This is a genomic window from Cyanobacterium stanieri LEGE 03274, from assembly GCF_015207825.1.
Lineage (GTDB): Bacteria > Cyanobacteriota > Cyanobacteriia > Cyanobacteriales > Cyanobacteriaceae > Cyanobacterium > Cyanobacterium stanieri_B.
Map to the genome: position 1 here is coordinate 21,289 of NZ_JADEWC010000020.1, position 21,806 is coordinate 43,094.

At 38.3% G+C, this 21,806-nt stretch carries 23 protein-coding genes; 12 read left to right on the plus strand and 11 right to left on the minus strand.

Features of this window, described 5'->3' with window-relative positions; all coding sequences use genetic code 11:
* Positions 1 to 102: 102 nt before the first annotated feature.
* The 4 genes from IQ215_RS09640 to IQ215_RS09655 form a co-directional block, all read right to left on the minus strand.
* Entirely contained in the window at positions 103 to 636 is a 534-nt protein-coding gene (locus tag IQ215_RS09640; RefSeq protein ID WP_193801100.1) for a DUF2808 domain-containing protein, read from the minus strand.
* A 137-nt stretch (positions 637 to 773) separates the two neighbouring features.
* A complete protein-coding gene (locus tag IQ215_RS09645; RefSeq protein ID WP_193801101.1) occupies positions 774 to 1,766 on the minus strand; it encodes a pentapeptide repeat-containing protein in 993 nt (330 codons plus the stop codon).
* A 65-nt stretch (positions 1,767 to 1,831) separates the two neighbouring features.
* Positions 1,832 to 3,499, minus strand: a complete 1,668-nt coding sequence (locus tag IQ215_RS09650; RefSeq protein ID WP_241735298.1) for a GAF domain-containing sensor histidine kinase — start codon at positions 3,497 to 3,499, stop codon at positions 1,832 to 1,834.
* A 200-nt stretch (positions 3,500 to 3,699) separates the two neighbouring features.
* Positions 3,700 to 3,930 carry a type II toxin-antitoxin system CcdA family antitoxin gene (locus IQ215_RS09655; RefSeq protein WP_193801102.1) on the minus strand — a complete coding sequence of 77 codons (231 nt, stop codon included), beginning with the start codon at positions 3,928 to 3,930 and terminating at the stop codon, positions 3,700 to 3,702.
* A 301-nt stretch (positions 3,931 to 4,231) separates the two neighbouring features.
* On the opposite strand from IQ215_RS09655, the gene IQ215_RS09660 reads away from it, so the two are divergent.
* The 3 genes from IQ215_RS09660 to IQ215_RS09670 are packed head-to-tail and all read left to right on the plus strand — an operon-like array spanning position 4,232 to position 6,145.
* Positions 4,232 to 5,203, plus strand: a complete 972-nt coding sequence (locus IQ215_RS09660; protein WP_193801103.1) for a CobW family GTP-binding protein — start codon at positions 4,232 to 4,234, stop codon at positions 5,201 to 5,203.
* A gap of 34 nt (positions 5,204 to 5,237) precedes the next feature.
* Positions 5,238 to 5,759: a hypothetical protein gene (locus IQ215_RS09665; RefSeq protein WP_193801104.1), complete on the plus strand. Its 522-nt coding sequence runs from the start codon at positions 5,238 to 5,240 to the stop codon at positions 5,757 to 5,759.
* Between the two features lie 53 nt (positions 5,760 to 5,812).
* The gene (locus IQ215_RS09670) at positions 5,813 to 6,145 is read left to right on the plus strand and encodes an MgPME-cyclase complex family protein (protein WP_193801105.1); all 333 of its coding nucleotides are present in this window, start codon (positions 5,813 to 5,815) and stop codon (positions 6,143 to 6,145) included.
* A 77-nt stretch (positions 6,146 to 6,222) separates the two neighbouring features.
* On the opposite strand, the gene IQ215_RS09675 is transcribed toward IQ215_RS09670, so the two are convergent.
* A complete protein-coding gene (locus tag IQ215_RS09675; protein WP_193801106.1) occupies positions 6,223 to 6,546 on the minus strand; it encodes a hypothetical protein in 324 nt (107 codons plus the stop codon).
* Between the two features lie 253 nt (positions 6,547 to 6,799).
* Between IQ215_RS09675 and IQ215_RS09680 the strand changes: the two genes are divergently transcribed.
* From IQ215_RS09680 to alr, 5 genes are all read left to right on the plus strand, one after another.
* The gene (locus IQ215_RS09680; protein ID WP_193801107.1) at positions 6,800 to 7,543 is read left to right on the plus strand and encodes a metal ABC transporter ATP-binding protein; all 744 of its coding nucleotides are present in this window, start codon (positions 6,800 to 6,802) and stop codon (positions 7,541 to 7,543) included.
* Positions 7,544 to 7,742: 199 nt separating this feature from the next.
* On the plus strand, positions 7,743 to 8,591 hold the full coding sequence (locus IQ215_RS09685) for a metal ABC transporter permease (RefSeq protein WP_193801108.1): 849 nt from the start codon (positions 7,743 to 7,745) through the stop codon (positions 8,589 to 8,591).
* A 231-nt stretch (positions 8,592 to 8,822) separates the two neighbouring features.
* Positions 8,823 to 9,857, plus strand: a complete 1,035-nt coding sequence (locus IQ215_RS09690; protein ID WP_431355530.1) for a ribonucleotide-diphosphate reductase subunit beta — start codon at positions 8,823 to 8,825, stop codon at positions 9,855 to 9,857.
* Positions 9,858 to 10,013: 156 nt separating this feature from the next.
* The gene (gene rodA / locus IQ215_RS09695) at positions 10,014 to 11,273 is read left to right on the plus strand and encodes a rod shape-determining protein RodA (protein WP_193801110.1); all 1,260 of its coding nucleotides are present in this window, start codon (positions 10,014 to 10,016) and stop codon (positions 11,271 to 11,273) included.
* A gap of 57 nt (positions 11,274 to 11,330) precedes the next feature.
* Entirely contained in the window at positions 11,331 to 12,464 is a 1,134-nt protein-coding gene (gene alr, locus IQ215_RS09700) for an alanine racemase (RefSeq protein WP_347239026.1), read from the plus strand.
* A gap of 35 nt (positions 12,465 to 12,499) precedes the next feature.
* Here the strand turns inward: alr and IQ215_RS09705 are convergent, their stop codons facing one another.
* Positions 12,500 to 13,405 carry a S66 peptidase family protein gene (locus IQ215_RS09705; RefSeq protein ID WP_193801111.1) on the minus strand — a complete coding sequence of 302 codons (906 nt, stop codon included), beginning with the start codon at positions 13,403 to 13,405 and terminating at the stop codon, positions 12,500 to 12,502.
* A 237-nt stretch (positions 13,406 to 13,642) separates the two neighbouring features.
* Between IQ215_RS09705 and IQ215_RS09710 the strand changes: the two genes are divergently transcribed.
* Positions 13,643 to 13,816: a hypothetical protein gene (locus IQ215_RS09710; protein ID WP_193801112.1), complete on the plus strand. Its 174-nt coding sequence runs from the start codon at positions 13,643 to 13,645 to the stop codon at positions 13,814 to 13,816.
* 339 nt (positions 13,817 to 14,155) lie between these two features.
* Here the strand turns inward: IQ215_RS09710 and IQ215_RS09715 are convergent, their stop codons facing one another.
* Complete coding sequence (locus tag IQ215_RS09715; RefSeq protein WP_193801113.1) at positions 14,156 to 15,337, minus strand: aspartate aminotransferase; 1,182 nt, start codon at positions 15,335 to 15,337, stop codon at positions 14,156 to 14,158.
* 268 nt (positions 15,338 to 15,605) lie between these two features.
* On the opposite strand from IQ215_RS09715, the gene metG reads away from it, so the two are divergent.
* The 3 genes from metG to xth all read left to right on the plus strand — a co-directional run bounded on the left by metG (position 15,606) and on the right by xth (position 19,106).
* The gene (gene metG, locus IQ215_RS09720) at positions 15,606 to 17,207 is read left to right on the plus strand and encodes a methionine--tRNA ligase (protein WP_193801114.1); all 1,602 of its coding nucleotides are present in this window, start codon (positions 15,606 to 15,608) and stop codon (positions 17,205 to 17,207) included.
* Between the two features lie 337 nt (positions 17,208 to 17,544).
* Complete coding sequence (locus tag IQ215_RS09725; protein ID WP_193801115.1) at positions 17,545 to 18,150, plus strand: NYN domain-containing protein; 606 nt, start codon at positions 17,545 to 17,547, stop codon at positions 18,148 to 18,150.
* Positions 18,151 to 18,311: 161 nt separating this feature from the next.
* Positions 18,312 to 19,106, plus strand: coding sequence for an exodeoxyribonuclease III (gene xth / locus IQ215_RS09730; protein WP_193801116.1), 795 nt, complete (start codon positions 18,312 to 18,314; stop codon positions 19,104 to 19,106).
* 39 nt (positions 19,107 to 19,145) lie between these two features.
* Here the strand turns inward: xth and fabF are convergent, their stop codons facing one another.
* From fabF to IQ215_RS09750, 4 genes are all read right to left on the minus strand, one after another.
* A complete protein-coding gene (fabF, locus tag IQ215_RS09735; protein WP_193801117.1) occupies positions 19,146 to 20,396 on the minus strand; it encodes a beta-ketoacyl-ACP synthase II in 1,251 nt (416 codons plus the stop codon).
* A 161-nt stretch (positions 20,397 to 20,557) separates the two neighbouring features.
* A complete protein-coding gene (gene acpP, locus IQ215_RS09740; protein ID WP_193801118.1) occupies positions 20,558 to 20,806 on the minus strand; it encodes an acyl carrier protein in 249 nt (82 codons plus the stop codon).
* A gap of 213 nt (positions 20,807 to 21,019) precedes the next feature.
* The gene (locus tag IQ215_RS09745) at positions 21,020 to 21,157 is read right to left on the minus strand and encodes a photosystem II reaction center protein K (protein ID WP_015221665.1); all 138 of its coding nucleotides are present in this window, start codon (positions 21,155 to 21,157) and stop codon (positions 21,020 to 21,022) included.
* A gap of 73 nt (positions 21,158 to 21,230) precedes the next feature.
* The gene (locus IQ215_RS09750; RefSeq protein WP_193801119.1) at positions 21,231 to 21,749 is read right to left on the minus strand and encodes an alpha/beta hydrolase; all 519 of its coding nucleotides are present in this window, start codon (positions 21,747 to 21,749) and stop codon (positions 21,231 to 21,233) included.
* Positions 21,750 to 21,806: the final 57 nt, after the last annotated feature.

Below are 21,806 nucleotides of genomic sequence, written 5' to 3' on the forward strand. Positions count from 1 at the left end.
CACAAGGATACAAGGGATAATTAAAGTGTTAAGGGATGGGGAGATGAGGAATAAATATAAAACCTTAAACCATTTCCCTACCTCAAACCGTGATCAAACGAACTAATTAATACTTAAAATCCAAGTACCTAAATTTAAACGAATAGGAATTTGCCCAGCCGTCATCATTTGCCCTTGAAAATAAAAAGTACCACCAAAACGGGGATTATAAACATTAGACATAACAATTTCAATGGTTCTACTTTCCAATAAAGGCTCTTCCAAATCAATTTCAATAAAATTACTTTCTTGATCCCAAATTACATCCCGTAAGGGTAGCGACTCATTATTAAGACGGACTTCGATGCGATCGACATCAAACCGACCATTATAATAATCAGGATAGATTACATATAACTTAGAAACCCCCTCAGTTAACTTATTGCCGGGGACTCTGAGACGATAACGATCCCAACTTCCTGCCCTACCACCAAAATCAAGATGGTAATTAAGGATATTTTCACGCTCAACCCCACTAAAAATGGTTAAACCAGGGTTACTTTGGGCTAAAGCTAGATAGGGGATTCCCACGAGAAAAGAAGCAGACACAGCCACCGTAGCCATTAAACGCTTAGTAATTAATTGAAAAGATTTCATAGTTAATATATATCCTGAGCTGATTAAATAAAAATTATCTTTACTGTAACAAACTATATGACGACATTACGGGAAACAATTGTTCCTCTGTGATGGACATCTTGCCCAATGAAAATCCATAGTGCAATAAATATCATTTAATGATAAACCTGACCATCGGGCATAATAGCGCCTTCAAAGTTAACATTAAGAATATTAGCACTACTCAAGTCCGCTCCAATCAAATTAGCATTACTCATGTCCGATGAACTTAAATTGGTACGAGCAAAAAATACTTCCATCAAAGAAGCATTGCGCAAAATAGCCCCATAAAGATTAGAGCGACTAAAATCAGCCCGATTCATTCTCGCAAAAGTCATATTAGCTTGAACCAAATTAGTACGAATAAATTTAGCTTCGGGCATAGAGGCACTATCCATGTTTACCATGGTTAATTCTGCATCTGTCATGTTAGCCCTTTCCATTTTGGCATTAGATAGATTTGCCCCAATAAACTTAGCCCCTGTGCATTGGGCATCCGTTAAAAATACCCCGTTAAGATTGGCTTCGGTAAGGGTAGCCCCAGTTAAGTCCGCCATGCGTAGGTTGGCATCCCTCAGATTTGCCCCAATAAGACTAGCCCCTTTTAGGTTTGCCCCTTTTAAGTCTGAGCCTCTCAAGTCTGCTTTATCTAGGTTCGCACCGATGAGATTTACTCCATTACTTCTTTTTTCTTGCCGTAAATTAGCACCTCTTAAACAAGCACCTTTGAGGTTTGCGTTATTTAAGTCGGCATTTCTAAAGTCAGCTTCGATGAGGTTAGCATCAAGAAGATTAGCAAGGGTTAGTTGGCAATCTCTGAAGTCTGCTTTTTGTAAAATTGCTCCATGGAATTCGGCACGGTGGAGGTTTGCCCCCATGAAGTTGGCTTGGTTGAGGTTGGCACCACTAAAGTTGGTTTCTACTAGGTTGGCTCGGTGAAAGTTGGCACGGCTTAAGTAACTAAAGGTAAAGTTAGATTTTTGCAGGTTGGCATTTTCTAAAATTATACCGATTAAGTCTGCCCCTGTGAGGTCTATTCCTGCGAGAAGGGAGTTAGAAAAGTTTATTTCTCCTGATGCGAAGCGGTCAATAAATTCGTTTATTTCCATATAAATTGTGATGTTTTTTGGGGATTGGAGTTAGTTTTTCAATTTTATAATGATTTCAGATGGGATTATTCTTTGATGATGGGTACTTGGGTTAGGGGTATGGTGAGGGTGATGGTTGAGCCTAAGTCTTCTCCCATGCTATAAAAGGATATTTTACCACCCATGGCTTCGATGAGTTTTTTGGAGATAGCCAGGCCTAATCCTGTACCTCCATAGGCTTTGGTTCTTGTGCCATCTACTTGATAGAATTTATCGAACAGGCTATCTTGTTTGTCGAGGGATACTCCTATGCCTGTATCTTCTACGGTTATTTTGACGAATCCTGGAAGGGGTTGGTTTCGGAATTGGAAGGGTTTGGAGATTATTTCGGCGTTGATGGTGATTTCTCCTTGGTGGGTGAATTTGAGGGAGTTGCCCACGAGGTTAAACATTATTTGTAGTAGTCTTTGGTAGTCGGAGTGGATGAGGATGGGATCGTAGGTGGGGGGGAGGTTGATGTTAAAGTCGAGGTGTTTTTTGAGGGCTTGGGGTTGGGCAAATTTGGCTACTTCTTCGCATATTTGATTGAGGGAGATGGGTTCAAATTGAAAGTCTATTTTGTTTGCTTCTATTTTGGCGATGTCTAGGATGTCGTTGATGAGGTTGAGTAGGTGAAGGGCGGAGTTGTAGGCTTGATTGATAAATTCTCTTTCTTCTTCTTTGTCGTCTGCCATGTCGTCGAGGACGAGTTGTAAGAATCCTAGCATACCATTGAGGGGGGTTCTTAGTTCGTGGCTGGTACTAGCTAGAAATTCGCTTTTTAGTCTTGATGCTTCTTTGGCTTGTTGACTGGCTTGTTCTAATTTTTTATAAATGGTGGCATGGGCGATCGCCGTTCCCACTTGTTCGGCTAATTCTTGGATTAATTCTAATTCTCCTTTATTCCAATGCCTGGGGCGATCGCACTGGTGCAGTACAAGAATACTATTTACTTCTTTTTGATAAAAAGTACCAATTACTAGGGTGGACTGACACTGAAATTGATGATAGTTAATGTCATGATAAGCACAAGGTTTTTGAGTGTTAAGGGCATCTCTCAAACATTGATATTCATCTACGGCAAAAGTATAGCCCAATAAACTGACAAAAGGGGGAAGACAATACTCCGCTTTAACAACCATGCTATCCCCTTGGGCAGAGGGTAACAACAACAAACAACGGGAAACTTGTAAGGCTTCCCCAATACTATCAACGGTTTGTTTCCAAATGGTTTCTAAATCTAGGGTACTACGAATATTACGGGCGATATGGGTTAAAACCCGTTGAAAAGGGTCAGGATTAGGGGGTAAGGATGAAGGTGAGGTGAGGGGCAATTCTTCGGAATGTAAACAATGCCCCATTACTAATACTCGCTCTACTGTTTGATCTGCCTTGATAATAGGACTGATAATTAACTCAAAGGGTAATATATCACCCTGATAGCTCAAAACATATTGACAATGTTCAGGAATTCCCCTATCCATCACCCTGTTTATTCTCTCTAGGTAAGGATTAAGAGGCACAGGACATAAAAAATTAAGAAAAGAATTCCCCTGGGATGGTTCATCACTCAGTAAGGATTGTTTTTTGGGTTGCCAGAAAAAAGAAATGTAATTTCCTTGCCTATCTTGAGTAAAGACCAATTCAGCCCCCAATGTAGATAAATCTTGACAATTATATTCAATTTTCCCTACTATCATCTTTTGTGATGTCATCAATTTTCCATAAAAAATGATTGATTTTCTCCACAGTAAATGATGGGGGCAAAACTTAAGATCTTATAATCATTTAAAGTTTAGCTTTATTGACTAAAAGAAGTTAACTTAATCAATACATATAATTACTGAGAGACATTAAATTTATCTTATCAGACAAATCATTTAACGGAATACATTTATTTAACTTTCATGGCTTTTTAATCGTTCCACTCACCCCTAGGAGGTACGGGGGGATTACGTCTGAGGCTACGGGTTAAGTCATCATCTTGTCTTCTTTCTCCTTTCAACCACTCTTTTAGTGCTGTTTCTACAATTTTGCTAGGATCGTTACTTAGGTGTTTGATTTTTTCGACCAATTCGGAATCAATATGAAGGGAAAGTTCTACTTTTTCAGTGCCACGGGAGCTAGATAATATTTCGTTATTCATAGGTAATTATATTTAATAAAAGAGTTTACAGATTAATTATATTGCGAATCAATTTTTATTTTGATTTTAGTCTCTAAAAGTCTTCTGCACAAGGTTTGCTTTATGGAGCTACTTTTGCCGAGATTTATTAGCTTGTTTTGTAGATTATTTTACACTTACCTAATAATAAATATAACACATGGGGAGTTATGGGGTTTTGGCGGAGAGGGCGAGGGATGTCGGGCAAATTTAAACTGAGCAACGATGGTAAAGAGATAATGAGTATAATAAAGATCGATTTTAATGAAAGACTTTTTTAATTATGGTTGTGAGTGCAAATAATTCTACTATTCCCGTGACGGTATTAACTGGTTATTTGGGGGCGGGAAAAACTACTTTACTTAATCGTATTCTTACCCACGAACATGGCAAAAAGGTTGCAGTAATTGTTAATGAGTATGGAGAGGTGGGCATCGATAATCAGTTGGTGATTGATGCTGATGAAGAAATTTTCGAGATGAATAATGGTTGTATTTGTTGTACGGTGCGGGGAGATTTAATCCGTATTATTGGTAATTTGATGAAGCGCCGTCATAAGTTTGATCATATTGTCATCGAAACTACGGGATTGGCTGATCCTGCTCCTGTGATACAAACGTTCTTTGTGGATGAAGATATGCAGGATAAGTTGTTACTTGATGCGGTGGTGACGGTGATTGACGCCAAGCATATTCAACAACATTGGGATGCCCATGAAGCAGAAGAACAAATTGCTTTTGCCGATATTATTTTGCTTAATAAGACTGATTTGGTATCTGAGAGAGAATTAGAGGGTTTGGAGGCAAAAATAAAGGGAATGAATCGCATGGCGAAGATTTATCGGACTCAAAATAGTGCGATCGCCATGGATGATGTTTTAGGGGTAAGGGCTTTTGATTTAAGTAATGCGTTGGAAATTGATCCTGAATTTTTGGAGGAAGAAGCCCATGAACATGATGATTCAGTTTATTCCATTGCCATTGTGGAGGATAAACCCATTGACACCCATAAGTTACAGGGTTGGATTGGGGAAGTATTACGCACCCAGGGGGTTGATATATTCCGCATGAAGGGTATTATCAATGGTCAGGGGATGGATAATCGTTTGGTATTTCAAGGGGTACATATGATTTTTGATGGTACAGTCGATCGCCCTTGGAAACCAGAGGAAAAACGCCGTAGTGAATTGGTATTCATTGGCCGTAATTTGGATGAGGAAAAATTAAAACAAGGTTTTCAGGGTTGTATCGCCTAGATAATAGACCATGTACAATGGAGGATAATAATTTATGAATCTTATTGCCACAAAAGATATAAGTTTTGAAGGGGCGATCGCCCTTACCCAAGAATTTATCAATCAACTACCCACCCTAGAAGAAGATAAACAAGAAAAAATAGTAGCTTCTTTAGTGCAATCTGCCAATGGTAGTAGGGGTTTTTTCGTCACCTATCTTACCCACGAAAACCAATTAGTAGATAATCCATCCAACGGTATTATTCAAGGACTAAAATCTGCCCCAGAAATAGTGAGTGAATTATTAGTAAAAAACATTGCCATGTCAACAGCCATGAGAATTACCCATCTTCATAATCACGATCAAACCATGGCAGAAAGCTCTCAAAAAGTAACCCAAAGAACAAAAAAAATAGTAGAACTTTGTCAAATTGATCAAGTAAAAAACAAAATTTCTCAAATGCAGAATACCATTAAAAATAAGAGTGGAGAATATCAAGATTTTCTAAACCGTTGGGGTTATGATGACGAGCAAAAAAAAGCTATCCTAGAATCAATCCAAGGAATAGTTGACTAGCACCCATCAATTACCAGACAATAGTAAGAAAATAATTTATTTAAACGAAATTTATGGCAACCTATTATTACATCGCAGCAAGTGAAAAATTTTTAACCAGCGATAACGAAAACCTACATGAAGTTTTAGACGAAAGACACAGATTTTATAAAGAACAAAATAAAGAAATTGACTTTTGGTTCATCAAACAACCTGCCTTCCTAGAAGCTCCTGAATTAGCTGATGTCAAAGCAAAATGTCCTCAACCTTCAGCGGCGGTAGTTTCTTTCGACAAAGAATGGATTACCTTCCTCAAACTAAGGTTAGAATATGTACTTTTTGGAGAATTTGAAGCCCCCTCCGATTCCATTCCTCAACCCATCGCTTCCCTAGTGACAAACCAATAAAATATTTTTGGCGTTGCTGATTTTACCCTCTCCCTTCATCGATTAAGGAAAAGAGAGGGATTTTTTATTTATTTTTTTTAGTCTAAATAACCCATTAAAAGAAACACGTCATCGATTTCGTTAGAAGCTACAGGACGATTTCCCATGACATTATATTGGTCGCTAATTTGTAGAGTCCCTGCGGTAATGGGTCTTGAACCTGATAATACGAGGGTGTTTTTAACACTAAGATGAGATTTCGTAATAGGTCGAATCGAACCCACGGACTTATAAGTGCTTACTACTTCCAAACTACTAGGCTGAATAGGTCTATTGTTAGGCAATATGGCGGTGGGTTGATTTGCCACTTCTAGGGCCGAAGTTTCTTGGTTTTGTTCTTGGTTTTCCCAATTATCGCTCATGGCTTATACTCCTTTTTTCTATGTTGTTCTACTATGCCTGATTTTTAGGCTTTTATTTGATTTATTTAAGTCTGAAAATTTTATTTTCAACGAGTACGTTTATTATACTCTGATGGGGATCATTGACAATTAGCCTTGATTTTGCTTCATTTTCTTTTTTCCTACTTTTTTTCATTTTTTTACCATAAATCTTTCATAATGTTTTCATTATTTGCTAAAATGGGGCTAAAGATAAATTAAAGTAATGTAGATAATGAGTAACCTAAATCCTGTCTCGGTGGAAAATCTCACCATTAGTTATCGTGAAGTAGAAGCGCTACGAAACATTAATTTGACCATCGCACCTGGAAGGGTTACAGGAATAATCGGGCCGAATGGGGCGGGAAAAAGTACCTTAATGAAGGGAATGTTGGGCTTAATTTCGGCTCAATTTGGACGGGTATTATGGGGGGATAAACCTTTGGCTCAACAACGGAATAAGGTGGCTTACGTGCCTCAGAGAAGCCAAATTGACTGGACTTATCCTGCTACGGTGTGGGATGTGGTAATGATGGGCAGGGTTAAAAAAACTGGTTGGTTTTGTCCTTTTTCTCGCATCAGTAAAATGAAGGCTCAAAGTTGTCTTGAGCGTGTAGGGATGGGGGATTTGGGCGATCGCCCCATCGGACAATTATCAGGGGGGCAACAACAAAGGGTATTCTTAGCCCGTTCTTTAGCCCAAGAAGCTGATATATTTTTCTTTGATGAACCTTTTGTGGGGGTAGATCAAAAAACTGAGGTAGTTATCTTTAATATTTTTCAAGAATTGGCCGATGAAAATAAAATCGTCATGGTGGTTAACCACGACTTGGGGGAATCTATCCAAAATTTTGATGACCTGATTTTACTGAATAAAAGTCTCATCGCTTCTGGTACAAGAGACAAGGTATTACGAGAGGAAAATCTTTCTTTTGCCTATGGTGGTGGAGTTTCTTTTTATGGCCGTAATGCAGCTTAGAGAATGGACAATTAACAATGGACAATTGACAATTAATTTTTATTTAATTTTGTCTAATTATTTTGATTTTATTGCCTTGTGCCTCTTATTAGATTCTGATAAATCGTTAGGTAAAATAAAAGTCCCCCAGAATTGGGGGATTTAGGGGCGAAATAATAAACAAGTAAACAACTATTCCCTATTCCCTAGTTAGTTTAAAATGGATTTTTTGATTGAGCCTTTACAATACGGTTTTATGCAACGCTCGTTAATCGTGGCGGTGGTGGTGGGTGTGATTTGTGCCGTGGTGGGTACTTATTTGATGGTGCAACGGTTAGCCCTTTTGGGGGATGCCATTAGTCACTCTGTACTACCCGGATTGGCGATCGCCTTTATTTTTGACTGGAATATTTTTACAGGGGCATTTATCGCAGGATTATTAAGCACCATATTAATAAATGTAATTAGAAATAACTCTCAAATCAAGGAAGATGCCGCCATGGGCATCGTTTTTTCTGCCTTTTTTGCTTTGGGAATTACCCTGATTACCATTGTCCAAAAGGATAATAAAATTGACCTTAATCATTTTCTTTTCGGTAATATTTTAAGTGTCAGTTTTACTGAAGTGAGGGATACCATTGCGATCGCGCTTTTCATCCTTTTAATAGTATTTTTATTCTATAAAGAGTTGTTGTTTTACACCTTTGACAAACTAGGGGCGCAATCCGTGGGTTTACCCGTATATTGGCTTGATTTTAGCCTAATGATCCTCATTGGCTTAACCATAGTCGCCAGTTTAAAAGCAGTGGGCGTTATTCTCGTCTTATCTTTACTTATCACCCCTTCTGCTACCGCCTACTTATTAGTAAAAAGACTTCATCAAGTGATGTTGGTGGGGGTATGTGTTGGAGTAATTTCTAGTATTACTGGAATGTATATCAGTTTTTATTATAATATTCCCTCTGGCCCTGCCATAGTTTTAGTAGCGACTTTTTTATTCTTTTTATCTTTCTTGTTTAGTCCATCTCAAGGGTTGTTTACTAATTTTATAAAACTCAAACTTAAATAGTTCTTTTACATAAAGTAAAAATAATTATTTTACCTATTTAATAATTAATTAAAAAATATAAATATTTTTACCAATATATATAAATAATAGAAAATCAAGCAAAATATAACTAATAAAAAAATTTCCGAAACATCTTAATATTTTGTTATAATTTAGATCTACACACGCCATCATCAAAATATATATTTCTAATCTATGGTAGCAAGCGCACCGAATACAAATAATCAAAGAATGCCCCTCACCCCAATTTTTAATCCGGGGGGTGACGATAGAATTGAAAATCGTAGTGTTTGGTTTGGCAACACCACCAACCTTATGCAACTTAACGATGTTCGTTATTCTTGGGCCATTGGTTTATATCAACAAATGAGGGAAAATTTCTGGATTCCTCAAAAACTAGACATTACCCAAGATGTTACCGATTATTGGAATTTAACCCCAGAAGAAAGACGAGCTTTTGAAGGTATTTTATCTTATTTAACCTTCCTTGATTCTGTACAAACTTGTAATATTCCTCACCTAAAAAGTTCTATTACAGCCCCAGAAATTAGTCTTTGTATGGCGGAACAAATTTCCCAAGAAGGAATGCACAATCACGCCTATCAATACATGATTGAAACTATTATTCCTAGTGATAAAAGAGATCAAGTTTATGATTTTTGGCGTACTGACAAAGTGCTTTCTGCCCGTTGTGAATTTATCGCTGGTTATTATCAAAAATACATTGATAATCCTACCAAAGAAAATTATTTTGTAGCTCTTTTAAGTGATTATTTATTAGAGGGTTTATATTTTTATAACGGGTTTATTTTCTTTTACAATTTAGCTGCTAGGATGTTAATGCCTGGTTCTGCGGATATTTTCAAGATGATTAACCGTGACGAGTTGAGCCACGTTAGATTATACCAAAGATTGATTCCCGAGGCGATGAAGACTTTTAACTATTCCCTCGATCAAATTTATGAAATGTTTGATACGGCGGTAAAACATGAGTGTCGTTGGACTAATCACATTGTAGGTAATAATATTCTTGGTATTACTGAATCTAGCACGGAACGTTATACCAAATATCTTGCTAATATTAGGTTAAGGGCGATCGGTTTAGAACCTCTCTACACTGATGCAAAGTATGCTAAGAGTCCTTATACTCATTTAGAGAAGTTTTCTGACACTAAAAAAGAAGGTAGCACCAAAGCGAACTTTTTTGAAGCCAGTGTAACCAGTTATATGATGTCTTCTGGGGTAACTGGTTGGGATGAAATTTAGATAGTTTTATCTTTATCAACATCAACATATTACTAATTCCCCTTCTCTTTTTTGGAAAATATTTGAGGGGGAATAAAGGCAAGTATGTTAGGTTTTTAAAAATTTTTGTCCCCAATTCAGCCTTATTTTATAGCCCTGTTATTTTGTAATAAAAAAATGATAACTTCCCAAAGATCAAAAGATTGGTTTTTAATTATCTTAACGGTAATTTTAACTGTCATTAGCTGTGTAACTATCTACACTACTCAAGTTTATGAACAAGGAGACAATTGGCAACAACAGGCTATTATGGGTGTCATTGGTTTTGGTTGCTTGATAGGCTTAAGTAGATGGCGATATGATTCTTTATTAAAATTTCATTGGTTACTGTACGCTATCACGAACATATCATTATTGGTGGTTATCTTTGCGGGGATAACGGTAAATGGGGCGCCCCGTTGGATTAATATTGCTGGTTTTAATGTTCAACCGTCAGAGTTTGCAAAATTGGCTGTTATTATCACTTTGGCTGCTTTGTTGCATCATCAAGATGCCTCGAAATTATCTAGTATTTTTAAAGCCTTGGGGGTGATAATCGTACCTTGGGCATTGGTTTTTATTCAACCTGATTTGGGTACATCTTTGGTTTTTGGGGTGGTAACTCTGGCGATGCTTTATTGGGCAAATGCTAATTTTGGTTGGATTCTTTTAATGATTGCGCCATTATTTTCGGCTTTTTTGTTTAATTTGTTTTTACCAGGGTGGGTGGTGTTTACGGCTTTAATGGTTTTAATTGCTTGGTTTACTTTACCCGATCGCGCCTTATGGAGTATTTTAGTATTATTTGTTAATTATGGGACAGGAAAATTAGGGGGGGTTTTGTGGAACTTACTTAAGGATTATCAGAAAGCCCGAATTACGCTTTTTCTTGACCCAGAACAAGACCCCTTGGGGGGGGGATACCATTTGATTCAATCCCGCATTGCTATCGGTTCTGGGGGGCTGTGGGGCAATGGTTTTATGAATGGTTCTCAAACCCAGTTAAATTTTGTCCCGGAACAACATACGGATTTTATTTTTAGTGCGATCGCTGATCAATTTGGTTTGGTGGGTTCTCTGGTAGTATTAGTTTTAATCTGGCTAGTATGTTGGCGTTTGGTGTTTATTGCCACAAGGGCAAAGGATAATTTTGGCTCATTAATTGCCATCGGTGTTTTGGCGATGATTGCTTTTCAGGCTATTATTAACATTGCCATGACCGTAGGTTTAGCACCGATTACAGGAATTCCCTTACCTTTTCTTAGCTATGGGCGCTCATCTTTGTTGACTAATTTTCTTGCTTTTGGGGTGGTGGAATCCATTGCGAGTTTTAGGGTGACGAGTAAACGAAAAAAGACTGTTAAAAATAGCTTTCCAACGTTGATTATTCGAGAATAATTCAGTAAATTGTAATTGTTAAAAATACATTGTTTTTTGGAGTAGTCCATCAAAATAGTGACCAACGAAGATTTTAATTCTCTCACCCAAAGGGCTTGGGTTGAGATTGATTATCAAGCCCTTGCCCACAATGTAAGTTCTTTAAAAAGGATTCTTGCCCCGGAAACTAAGTTAATGACCGTCATCAAAGCCGATGCCTATGGTCATGGGGCGATAACTGTGGCTAAAGCTGTTTTAGACTCGGGGGCTGACTATTTGGCGATCGCAACGTTATCGGAGGGAATAGACCTTAGAAAAGCAGGAATTAACGCCCCTATTATGATTCTAGGTGCGATCAACACCCCTGATGAGATCAAGGAAATTATTCGCTGGAATTTAGAGCCTACTATTTGTAACAGTGAGCAGGGGGCAATTTTTGCTCGGACTCTTGCTGATTTAGGTCAACGTTTATCGGTACATTTAAAAATTGATACGGGCATGTCCAGATTAGGAACACTGTGGCACGAAACCGTTACTTTTGTCAAGGAGATTAAATATTGCCCCTATTTGTCCATAAAAAGCCTTTATTCTCACCTTGCCACGGCGGATGATCTTGATCCAACGGTGATTAATCTGCAACATGAGCGTTTTAAAGAGGCGATTAGGGAGTTAAAAGCGCATGGTATCCATATTCCCATGGTGCATTTAGCCAATTCTGCGGGAACAATGGTGGGTCAAGAGTTCCACTATGATATGGTTAGGGTTGGTTTAGGGTTGTATGGGTTATATCCTGCTCCCCATCTTCGAGATAAAGTGTCTCTTAAGCCTGTTATGGCGGTAAAAACCCGCATTACCCATATTAAAGAAGTTCCCGTGGGTACAGGGGTTAGTTATGGTCATAGTTTTAAGTGCGATCGCCCTTCCACCATTGCCGTCATTGGCATTGGTTATGCGGATGGTGTTCCCCGACTTTTATCTAATAAAATGAAAGTAATAATTAGGGGGAAATATATACCACAAATTGGCAATATTACCATGGATCAAATCATGTTAGATATTACCGATTTCCCTGATCTTAAAGTAGGAGATATAGTAACTTTAATCGGACAAAATAGCGATTTAACCATAAGTGCAGATGATTGGGCAAATATAATTGGTACAATTTCTTGGGAAATTTTGTGCGGTTTTAAACATAGATTACCCCGTATTTAAAATCAAGAACATTATTTGCTAATCTGAAAAAAAAATTATTCCGATTGCTCATCGCCCACCGCCAAAATTCCCTCATCCCCATCAATGTAAGCCAGTTGCCCGAGGGGTAAACAAGCATTTTCCCCATCATGGCCAAAAGGTAAATCACTGACAATGGGAATATTTAATCCCCCTAATCTCTCCTTCAAAACTTGGGTTACCGTCCAACTAGGGATATTATCAGGAACATCACAACCACTGAAACGCCCTAGGGCAATACCTTTTACCTTATCCAAAACCCCCATCAAACGCCACTGGGTTAACATTCTATCGAGACGATAGGGGGCTTCCCCCACATCCTCTAGGGCAAGAATCACTCCATCAAAATCAGGGCATAATGGAGTAGCTAAAATATTAGTGGCTACGGTTAAATTACCTACTAACAATTTACCTTTCTGTTTTCCTCCACCCCATCCATTACCCCGCAACGGCGCGATACTTTTCCCTTGCAAATAGTCAAATAATCTATGAAGGGATGAGGGAGATTCTTGACTCATGGTGGTAATCACTGGGCCATGGAGGGCGGTAATATTTTCTTGGTAAAGACTCCATAACAGGGTTGTAACATCAGAAAAACCAATTAACCATTTTGGAGTATCCATGGGCATCCATTGCCAATTTTCCAAGAGTCTAGCCCCCCCATAACCTCCTCTGACACAAATGATGGCTTTATATTCTGGATTTGTCCAGGCTTTATGGAGGGCTTGTCTGCGTATATCATCACTTCCTGCCAAATAACCCTCTTGGGCTTGATAGTTTTTTTCTAAGTCGATATGGTAACCCCTATCTTCCCAAATTTTTAGCCCTGCCAAAAATTTTTCTTTTTCTGTTTCTCTTAATGTACCACAAGGGGCGATCGCCATTAACCGATCATTTACTTTTAAAGGAGGAGGCAACAACATATTAACGAAAAATAATTAGAGTTTGATTAAAAAGAGAAATTATCAAAAGAAGCAATGAATAACAGATATTAAACCCTGATACCCGATGTATTTAATTAACAATTGTTAACAATTAATTTGCTGATGATTCTTTGTTAAGAAATATAGCAAAATATGAATCTTCTTGACAAAAAAAAATATTCATGAAAAAGCGATGTTATCTTAGATACTTAATGATAAAAAACTTTTTTAAAAACTATGCAAAGACCCCAAGAAAAAGATCTATTAAGTGCAGGATTAACCGCCGCTGTTGGTGCAGGAATTATTACATCTTATGCCGTTAGTCAAGGTCAAAATCCCTTAGTAGCAACCGCAATTACTATATTTTCTGCGATATGCGCTGTTATTTGTCACCAAGCTGATTTAATTTAGTAGTAGTTATTAATACTCATTAATAATGATAATTATTTGATTATTTATTTTTAGTAAAAAACTATAAATATTTGATGATAAAGCGGTTTTAAGGTTTAGGTTTTAGGTTATTTTGTATCATCCTTCAATTCAGAGAAAAAGTCAAAACCCTTGTAAAATCAAGGAAGGTTCGGTTTCAACATGATTAAAAGTACTAAGCCAAATCCATTAAGTTTATAGATCGGACTTGGTACTATACTAACTTCACTCAATGACTTATTAATTGATAACTCTACTTCCTAAAGTGAGTAGATTCTTGGTAATAAATTACACGGTGGGTAATACTTTACTATCTAGGTTTTAAAAAGTAATTCCTGCGTTTTCCCATCGTTGTAAGGCTTCCCCGAGTCTGTCACAATCGGCGATTAAACTAACTCTTACATAACCTTCACCCCCTTCCCCAAAAGCGTTACCTGGAGTTACTACCACCCCTGTTTTTTGTAATAAATCGAGGGCGAAATCAGTGGAGTTAGAATTGCGAGGGGTGGGAATCCAAAGATACATGGTTGCTTGAGAGGGTTTCACATCCCAACCCATTTTTTTGATCCCCTCGAGGAAAAAATCACGGCGTTTTTGATACCTTTTTTGTACTTCGTGAATATAGCTATCGGGCAATTCGAGGGCGGTTTGGGCTGCGGCTTGGATAACGCTAAAAATACCATAGTCAAGGTTGGTTTTCAGGGTGCGCAATCCTTGGATGATGTCGCTGTTACCCACCACAAATCCCACGCGCCAACCTGCCATATTATAGGTTTTGGAAAGGGTGTGAAATTCCACGCCGATTTCTTTTGCCCCTTTGATTTCCAGTAAGCTGGTGGGTTCGTATCCTTCAAAAGCTAATTCTGCATAGGCTAAATCATGGACGAGCATCACTTGATAATGTCTTGCCCATTCCACCGCTTGTTCATAAAATTCTCGGGGGGCGGTGGCGGTGGTGGGGTTGTTGGGATAGTTAAAGTAAATGATTTTGGTTTTTCGGGCTACTTCTTCGGGTATGGTGTCAAAGTCAATTAACCAATTATTTTCGGCACTGAGGCGGGGTGCGTAAATGTTTGCCCCTGCGATCGCCGGGCCTCGATAATGGGCAGGGTAAGAGGGGCTAGGAACGATGACAGTGTCCCCTGGGTTGACGTAGGCGAGGGCTAAATGGGATAAACCTTCTTTTGAACCCAAAAGGGGTAAGGCTTCGTTATCGGGGCTTAACTCCACGTCATAGCGTCTTTGGTACCACTGGGCGATCGCATTTCTAAAGTTGGCAGTACCTTCAAAGGGGGGATAACCGTGGTATTGAGCAACGGAAAGGGCTTGTTTAGCGGCTTCGATAATTGGTTCGGGTGCAAAACCATCAGGATTTCCCATCCCTAAGTCTATCAAGTCTAATCCTTGCTCTCTGGCTTTGGCTTTTAGTTCATCTAAACGGGCGAAAACATAGGGAGGTAAAGCACTTAAACGATCTGCACGGTGAATCCAATTATTTTCCATAGGTAGTTTTTGATTTGGTGTTGAAAATTTTGTTCTTTGGTGTGGATAAATTGACAATGGACAATTGAAAATGAATTTTTTTTTCCAGTTTAGTTAGAATTAAGGACGTGGTTTAGTAATTAGATGAAGTATTATTGAATCACAAAAGGCACTTAAATACTCTTCTTATGGTTACCATTCCCCATTGCCTATTCCCCATTCCCCGCCTATATGATATGAAATATATACAGAACATCTACTATTTAAACCAACAATAATTAACTTTTCAATGAATAGTGTTAATAATTCTATTACAAAAGATACCTTTGCATTAACTACTCCTCTATATTATGTTAATGGTCTTCCTCACATTGGTAGTGCCTATACTACCATGGCAGCCGATGCGATCGCCCGTTGGCAACGGTTAGCAGGTCGTGAGGTGTTACTATTAACGGGTACAGACGAACATGGTCAAAAAATCCAGCGCACCGCCGAAGAAAATGGTGTCGAACCTCAAGCCCATTGCGATCGCATTTCAGCCACATTTAGAGAGCTATGGGAAAAATTAAACATTCAATATGATCATTTCAGCCGTACCACCGCCCCCAATCATGAAAAAATTGTACAGGAGTTTTTAGGGCGGGTATGGGAAAAAGGAGATATATATTTAGATCAACAACAAGGCTGGTATTGTGTCGCCTGTGAAGAATTCAAAGAAGAAAGAGAATTACTAGAGGATGGCTGTTGCCCTATCCATACCAACCGCAAAGCCGAATGGCGCGATGAGCAAAATTATTTTTTCCGTCTTTCTGCCTACCAAGAAAAATTAGAAAAATTTTACGCAGAAAACCCCGATTTTATTCAACCTGTCAGCCGTCGCAATGAAGTTCTAAATTTCGTCAAAGGAGGCTTACAGGATTTTTCCATCTCACGGGTAAACCTTGATTGGGGTATCCCCATTCCTGAAAATCCCGAACATACCATTTATGTGTGGTTTGATGCCCTTTTGGGTTACATTACCCCTCTGCTAGAAGAAGGAGAAGAAGTTACCCTCGCCAACGCCCTCAAAAAATGGTATCCCTACAGCTTACACCTTATCGGCAAAGATATATTGCGTTTTCATGCCATCTACTGGGTAGCCATGTTGATGTCGGCAGATTTACCTTTGCCAAAACAGGTATTTGGCCATGGTTTTTTAACCAAAGATGGACAAAAAATGGGTAAAAGTTTGGGTAATACATTAGATCCTGTGGAACTTTTGGAAAAATATGATTCTGATGCTGTGCGTTATTATTTCCTCAAGGCCATTGAATTTGGCAAGGATGGAGATTTTAATGAAACTCGTTTTGTCAACACCCTTAATGCCGATTTAGCCAATGATTTGGGTAATTTACTTAATCGCAGTTTGGGTATGTTGAAAAAATACTGTAAGGGTAGTTTGGATGATGGTTTGATTATTTCTGAGGATAACCCTATCAAAAAAATTGGCGAAACCCTGTGCGATCGCACCTCCACCGCCTATAATAAATATCAGTTTCATCAAGCCTGTGAAGAAATAATGGAATTAGTAAGGGCTTGTAATAAATACATTGACGAAAGCGCCCCTTGGGCCTTACATAAACAAGGAGAAAGTCAAAAAGTCCAAGAAATCCTTTATACAGTCCTCGAATCCGTCCGATTATCAGGGCTTCTTCTTGCCCCCATTATTCCTAATATCAGCAGTAAAATATATCAACAATTAGGTTTTAATTATGACTTTAATAATAAAAACTTAACTATTAATAGCGAAGAACTAAAAGACCATTTTAATTGGGGAACATTAAGTTTAAATAAAGATTTAAACCGAGCAGTTCCTATTTTTGCTAAACTCGAACTAGGAGATCCTCACTGATCCTCAAGATTTTTTATCTCCTCTAATTATGGGGAATAGATATATATTTATGTGTTAAGCCTTAATTATTGGTAATAACTGTGAAAACACAAACATAATAAATTATAAAATTATCCATATAAATAAAACTTTTAACTTTCACAATTCCATAAATAAAAGCAAAATACAAATAATATCTTATGGGCAATAAACCTAGTTTAAAAACCTTGAAAATCTTGATAAAATATTAGTGTTCTTCCCAATAAAATATTTTATATATCAAAAATTTAAAATTTAATCAAAACAATTTAATAAACTTTTTTAATTTATATTTAATATCACCAAAAAGGATAAAAAAATGTGGGATAACTTTGATAGCGATCCCGTTTTTCCGCCCGAACAAGTGTTGGAAAATCGGGGGCGTGTAGCCATTTTTATAGATGGCTCTAACTTATTCTATGCTGCCTTACAGCTGGGAGTAGAAATTGACTATACCAAACTTTTATATCGTCTCACCGCAGGGGCAAAACTCCTTAGGGCTTTTTTCTATACAGGAGTAGATCGCACCAACGAGAAGCAACAGGGCTTTTTGTTATGGATGAGGCGTAACGGTTATCGAGTCATTGCCAAAGATTTGGTACAGTTGCCCGATGGCTCAAAAAAAGCTAACCTCGACGTTGAAATTGCCGTGGATTTAATGGCCTTAGTGGGTTCTTATGACACTGCCGTTTTAGTCAGTGGCGATGGCGATTTAGCTTATGCTGTGGATGCTGTTAGTTATAGGGGCGCTCGGATTGAGGTGGTCAGTTTACGTTCTATGACTAGTGATAGTCTTATTAATGTAGCAGATCGTTACATCGATTTAGATCAAATTCGGGAAGACATCCAAAAACACCGTAAATCAAATTTGACCTATGACAGTTTTTCTCCCTATCATTTGACGGAAAATAGAGACGAGGATTAATGGATAATTGAGAATTGATAATGGAGAATTAATAGCCATACAGAATCTGTAAATCAAAATAAATATTAGTTCAATTTATTGAACGTTGACTGTTAGCCGTGTAATAAATTACACGGTGGATGGTGGTACACTTTATTAATCTGATTTAGTATATATTTATAATGAAAATTGCAACGTGGAATGTTAATTCTATTCGTACGAGGGAAGACCATGTAAAACAATGGTTAGGAGATCAAGATATTGATATTTTGTGTTTACAAGAAACTAAGGTCATTGATCAAGACTTTCCCCGTCAAAGTTTTCTTGATTTAGGTTATCAAGTTTATGTTTTTGGACAAAAAGCCTATAATGGTGTCGCCATTTTTAGTAAAAAGCCTTTAGAATCTATTGATTATGGTTTTAATGGAATTTTTAATAATCAAGAAAAAGTCGGTAATTTAGATGAACAAAAAAGGGTAATAAGTGGAGTAATTGATAATATTAGAATTGTAAATCTTTATGTGCCTAATGGTAACTCTTTAGGCTCAGAAAAATATGAATATAAATTACAATGGTTAGAGCTTTTACAAGAGTATTTAAAGACCATTGATCCCCAAAAAACTGATTTATTAGTATGTGGAGATTTTAATATTGCTCTCGAGGACAAGGATATATATAAACCAGAGGGCAGAGAAAAACACGTCATGGCAACTCCCACAGAAAGGGAAGCCTTGAAAAAAGTAATAGATTTGGGTTTAGAAGATGTTTTCCGTAAGTTTTACCCAGAAGAAGGGCATTATAGTTGGTGGGATTATCGTCAAGGAGGTTTTGCCAAAAACCGAGGCTGGAGAATTGACCATATCTATCTAAGTCCATCTCTTTTACCTCGGGCGATGGATTGTGTCATAGACATTGAACCCAGAAAGTTAGTAAAACCTAGTGATCATGCCCCTGTGATTGTGGAAATATCTGGTTAGGGGTAAAATTCCAGTGGTGGGCAATGCCCACCCTATTAATTATCGATATTTACGGAAGGCTAGGGTAACGTTATGACCGCCAAAACCGAAGGAGTTGGATAAGGCTACCTCAACGGTTACTTTACGGCTGTTATGGGCGATGTAGTCGAGGTCACAATCGGGATCTGGATTGGTGAGGTTGATGGTAGGAGGTACTTGGTCATGGGCGATCGCCATTACCGTTGCCACAGCCTCAATGCCACCAGAACCACCCAAAAGATGACCTGTCATGGACTTAGTAGAACTAACCAAAACTTGACGGGCATTATCTCCCAGAGCATTTTTAATGGCTTTGGTTTCCGTGGAATCGTTGGCAGGGGTACTCGTTCCGTGGGCGTTAATATAACTCACTTCATCGGGAGACAAGCCCCCATCCTTAAGGGCTAATTCGATCGCCCTTGTAGCCCCCAATCCCTCGGGTACAGGGGCAGTCATATGATAGGCATCACAGGTCATCCCATAACCCACCATTTCGGCGTAAATTTTAGCTCCCCTGGCCAAAGCGTGTTCCCTTTCTTCAAGGATGAGAATACCACAACCCTCACCCATAACAAAACCATCCCTATCTTGATCAAAAGGACGACTAGCAATCTCAGGATTATCATTGCGAGTGGACATGGCCTTTGCCGAAGCAAAACCAGCCATCGCCAAAGGAGTTACCGCCGCTTCAGTTCCCCCACAAATCATCGCCTTAGCATAGCCAGAGCGCACGAGACGAAAAGCATCACCAATGGCATTAGAACCCGCCGCACAGGCCGTTACAGGACACGAATTAGGGCCTTTAGCTCCCACATGGATAGCCGTTAAACCTGCGGCCATATTGGCAATCATGGTAGGTACGAGGAAAGGAGAAACCCTCCCTGGCCCTTTACTAAGTAATATTTCCTGTTGATCTTCCATTACCTTTAAACCCCCTACCCCCGTACCGATTACGATGCCGATGTCATGGGCGTTACTATCATCAATGGTCAGTTGAGCATCCTCTAGCGCCATTTTACTGGTAGCTACGGCAAATTGAGAAAATCTAGCCATGCGTTTAGCCTCTTTTTTGTCCATGAAATCAAGGGGCTCAAATCCTTTCACTTCTCCAGCAATTTTACAAGCATGATTGGTGGTATCAAAAAGGGTAATTAAACCGATGCCATTACGTCCTTGAGTTAAACCTTGCCAATATTCTTCAATGTTATTGCCGATGGGAGTAATAGCCCCTAAACCAGTGACGACAACTCTTTTTAGTTGTTGATTACTCATAATTTTTTACATATAAAACAAAATTATCTGCTGAGGTGAGCAGATTTTTCCAAGAATAAAATTTTATTTAAAAAGCGAGTAAGTTAAGCCCACAGAAAAGAAAATAAAATTTCTGTAACTTAACCTTTACGCTCTTATGGTTATTAATGGCGATATACTTTTTAAGCAGTCGCTTTGGTTTTAGCTTGGATATGTTCTACCGCTGCTCCTACGGTTAAAATTTTCTCGGCTTCTTCGTCGGAGATTTCGATCTCGAAGGCTTCTTCTAAGGCCATGACTAATTCTACAACGTCTAAAGAATCAGCGTCTAAGTCGTTAGCAAAATTTGCTTCGGGGGTGACATCTGCTGCATCTACGTCTAATTGTTCTACTACGATTTCTTTTACTTTTTCAAATATTTCTGAGTTCATATTTAATATCTATTTTATTATTTTAGTCCGCCTGTTACTTTTTCTTGAGAGTTTCAAGGTAAAATATAACTTTGACGGGTTAACCGTTTTTTAGTTTACAATTTTTTGGTCAGCAATTCATCATTATCCCTAAAATAAATGATTTATTTTGCTTTTTTGATGTTAAAAAATTGTAGGGCTTGGTGCTCAAGCCCTTGTTTGAAATAATTGAGTTTATCTAAAACCTACTGCCGCTTGCCATACAAACGCTAACAAGAGGAAAAATAGGGGAATTACGGGTAAAACATCTACTAAGGGTTTGAACATTGCGTAAGCCTCTGGTAGTTGGGCTAGTAACATAGTTGCTTCCATTTATAAATTTTCCTTACTAAATAGATTTTTGTAGTTAATATTTTATATTATCATCAACGGTGATTGATTATGCTTAAAAGAATTTAATGGGATTGATAATTTTCGCCATGGTTTTATAGGTTTCTAAGATGCGATCGCCATGTATTTGCACTTCGTCGGTGGGATAATTTTCGACAATTTCCATTAAACTAATTTTGTTATCATCTAGGGCGGAAGTGACTAAAGCACCCCGTAGGGCTTCGATGTTAGCTCGATTAGAAGGGGTGGTAATAATTTCTCCGAGGGGATTTAAAAAGATTAAGCCTAGGGGGCTATTGAGGGTGCGAGACAGGGTGATGGGGTTGATGGGAATTTCTTTGGTTAATGCCCATTGCATTCGTTGGGGGTTTTGCTCGGTGGCTCTAAAATATCTCTGGATAGAGCTTGACATTTGTCCACTACGTCCGAATTCTGAGAGTTCAGCAACGGTCATGGACATCCTATGATTATGATAGCGAATGGTGACCCGTTCCGAGGCGATCGCCTTTAGTGGGGGCATTAAAAAAAATAGGAGTAACCCTAACCATAGTTGTTGTAATTTTCCTTGTGACATAAATTTAAGGGAATGGGCAACAGGCAATGGGCAATGGTGGTAATATTTTTACTAATC

What these genes read in the sequence shown, in the direction of transcription:
- IQ215_RS09640 (WP_193801100.1), bottom strand. Translation starts at nt 636, where the DNA reads ATGAAATCTTTTCAATTAATTACTAAGCGTTTAATGGCTACGGTGGCT.
- IQ215_RS09645 (WP_193801101.1), bottom strand. Translation starts at nt 1,766, where the DNA reads ATGGAAATAAACGAATTTATTGACCGCTTCGCATCAGGAGAAATAAAC.
- IQ215_RS09650 (WP_241735298.1), bottom strand. Translation starts at nt 3,499, where the DNA reads ATGACATCACAAAAGATGATAGTAGGGAAAATTGAATATAATTGTCAA.
- IQ215_RS09655 (WP_193801102.1), bottom strand. Translation starts at nt 3,930, where the DNA reads ATGAATAACGAAATATTATCTAGCTCCCGTGGCACTGAAAAAGTAGAA.
- IQ215_RS09660 (WP_193801103.1), top strand. Translation starts at nt 4,232, where the DNA reads ATGGTTGTGAGTGCAAATAATTCTACTATTCCCGTGACGGTATTAACT.
- IQ215_RS09665 (WP_193801104.1), top strand. Translation starts at nt 5,238, where the DNA reads ATGAATCTTATTGCCACAAAAGATATAAGTTTTGAAGGGGCGATCGCC.
- IQ215_RS09670 (WP_193801105.1), top strand. Translation starts at nt 5,813, where the DNA reads ATGGCAACCTATTATTACATCGCAGCAAGTGAAAAATTTTTAACCAGC.
- IQ215_RS09675 (WP_193801106.1), bottom strand. Translation starts at nt 6,546, where the DNA reads ATGAGCGATAATTGGGAAAACCAAGAACAAAACCAAGAAACTTCGGCC.
- IQ215_RS09680 (WP_193801107.1), top strand. Translation starts at nt 6,800, where the DNA reads ATGAGTAACCTAAATCCTGTCTCGGTGGAAAATCTCACCATTAGTTAT.
- IQ215_RS09685 (WP_193801108.1), top strand. Translation starts at nt 7,743, where the DNA reads ATGGATTTTTTGATTGAGCCTTTACAATACGGTTTTATGCAACGCTCG.
- IQ215_RS09690 (WP_431355530.1), top strand. Translation starts at nt 8,823, where the DNA reads ATGCCCCTCACCCCAATTTTTAATCCGGGGGGTGACGATAGAATTGAA.
- rodA (WP_193801110.1), top strand. Translation starts at nt 10,014, where the DNA reads ATGATAACTTCCCAAAGATCAAAAGATTGGTTTTTAATTATCTTAACG.
- IQ215_RS09705 (WP_193801111.1), bottom strand. Translation starts at nt 13,405, where the DNA reads ATGTTGTTGCCTCCTCCTTTAAAAGTAAATGATCGGTTAATGGCGATC.
- IQ215_RS09710 (WP_193801112.1), top strand. Translation starts at nt 13,643, where the DNA reads ATGCAAAGACCCCAAGAAAAAGATCTATTAAGTGCAGGATTAACCGCC.
- IQ215_RS09715 (WP_193801113.1), bottom strand. Translation starts at nt 15,337, where the DNA reads ATGGAAAATAATTGGATTCACCGTGCAGATCGTTTAAGTGCTTTACCT.
- metG (WP_193801114.1), top strand. Translation starts at nt 15,606, where the DNA reads ATGAATAGTGTTAATAATTCTATTACAAAAGATACCTTTGCATTAACT.
- IQ215_RS09725 (WP_193801115.1), top strand. Translation starts at nt 17,545, where the DNA reads ATGTGGGATAACTTTGATAGCGATCCCGTTTTTCCGCCCGAACAAGTG.
- xth (WP_193801116.1), top strand. Translation starts at nt 18,312, where the DNA reads ATGAAAATTGCAACGTGGAATGTTAATTCTATTCGTACGAGGGAAGAC.
- fabF (WP_193801117.1), bottom strand. Translation starts at nt 20,396, where the DNA reads ATGAGTAATCAACAACTAAAAAGAGTTGTCGTCACTGGTTTAGGGGCT.
- acpP (WP_193801118.1), bottom strand. Translation starts at nt 20,806, where the DNA reads ATGAACTCAGAAATATTTGAAAAAGTAAAAGAAATCGTAGTAGAACAA.
- IQ215_RS09745 (WP_015221665.1), bottom strand. Translation starts at nt 21,157, where the DNA reads ATGGAAGCAACTATGTTACTAGCCCAACTACCAGAGGCTTACGCAATG.
- IQ215_RS09750 (WP_193801119.1), bottom strand. Translation starts at nt 21,749, where the DNA reads ATGTCACAAGGAAAATTACAACAACTATGGTTAGGGTTACTCCTATTT.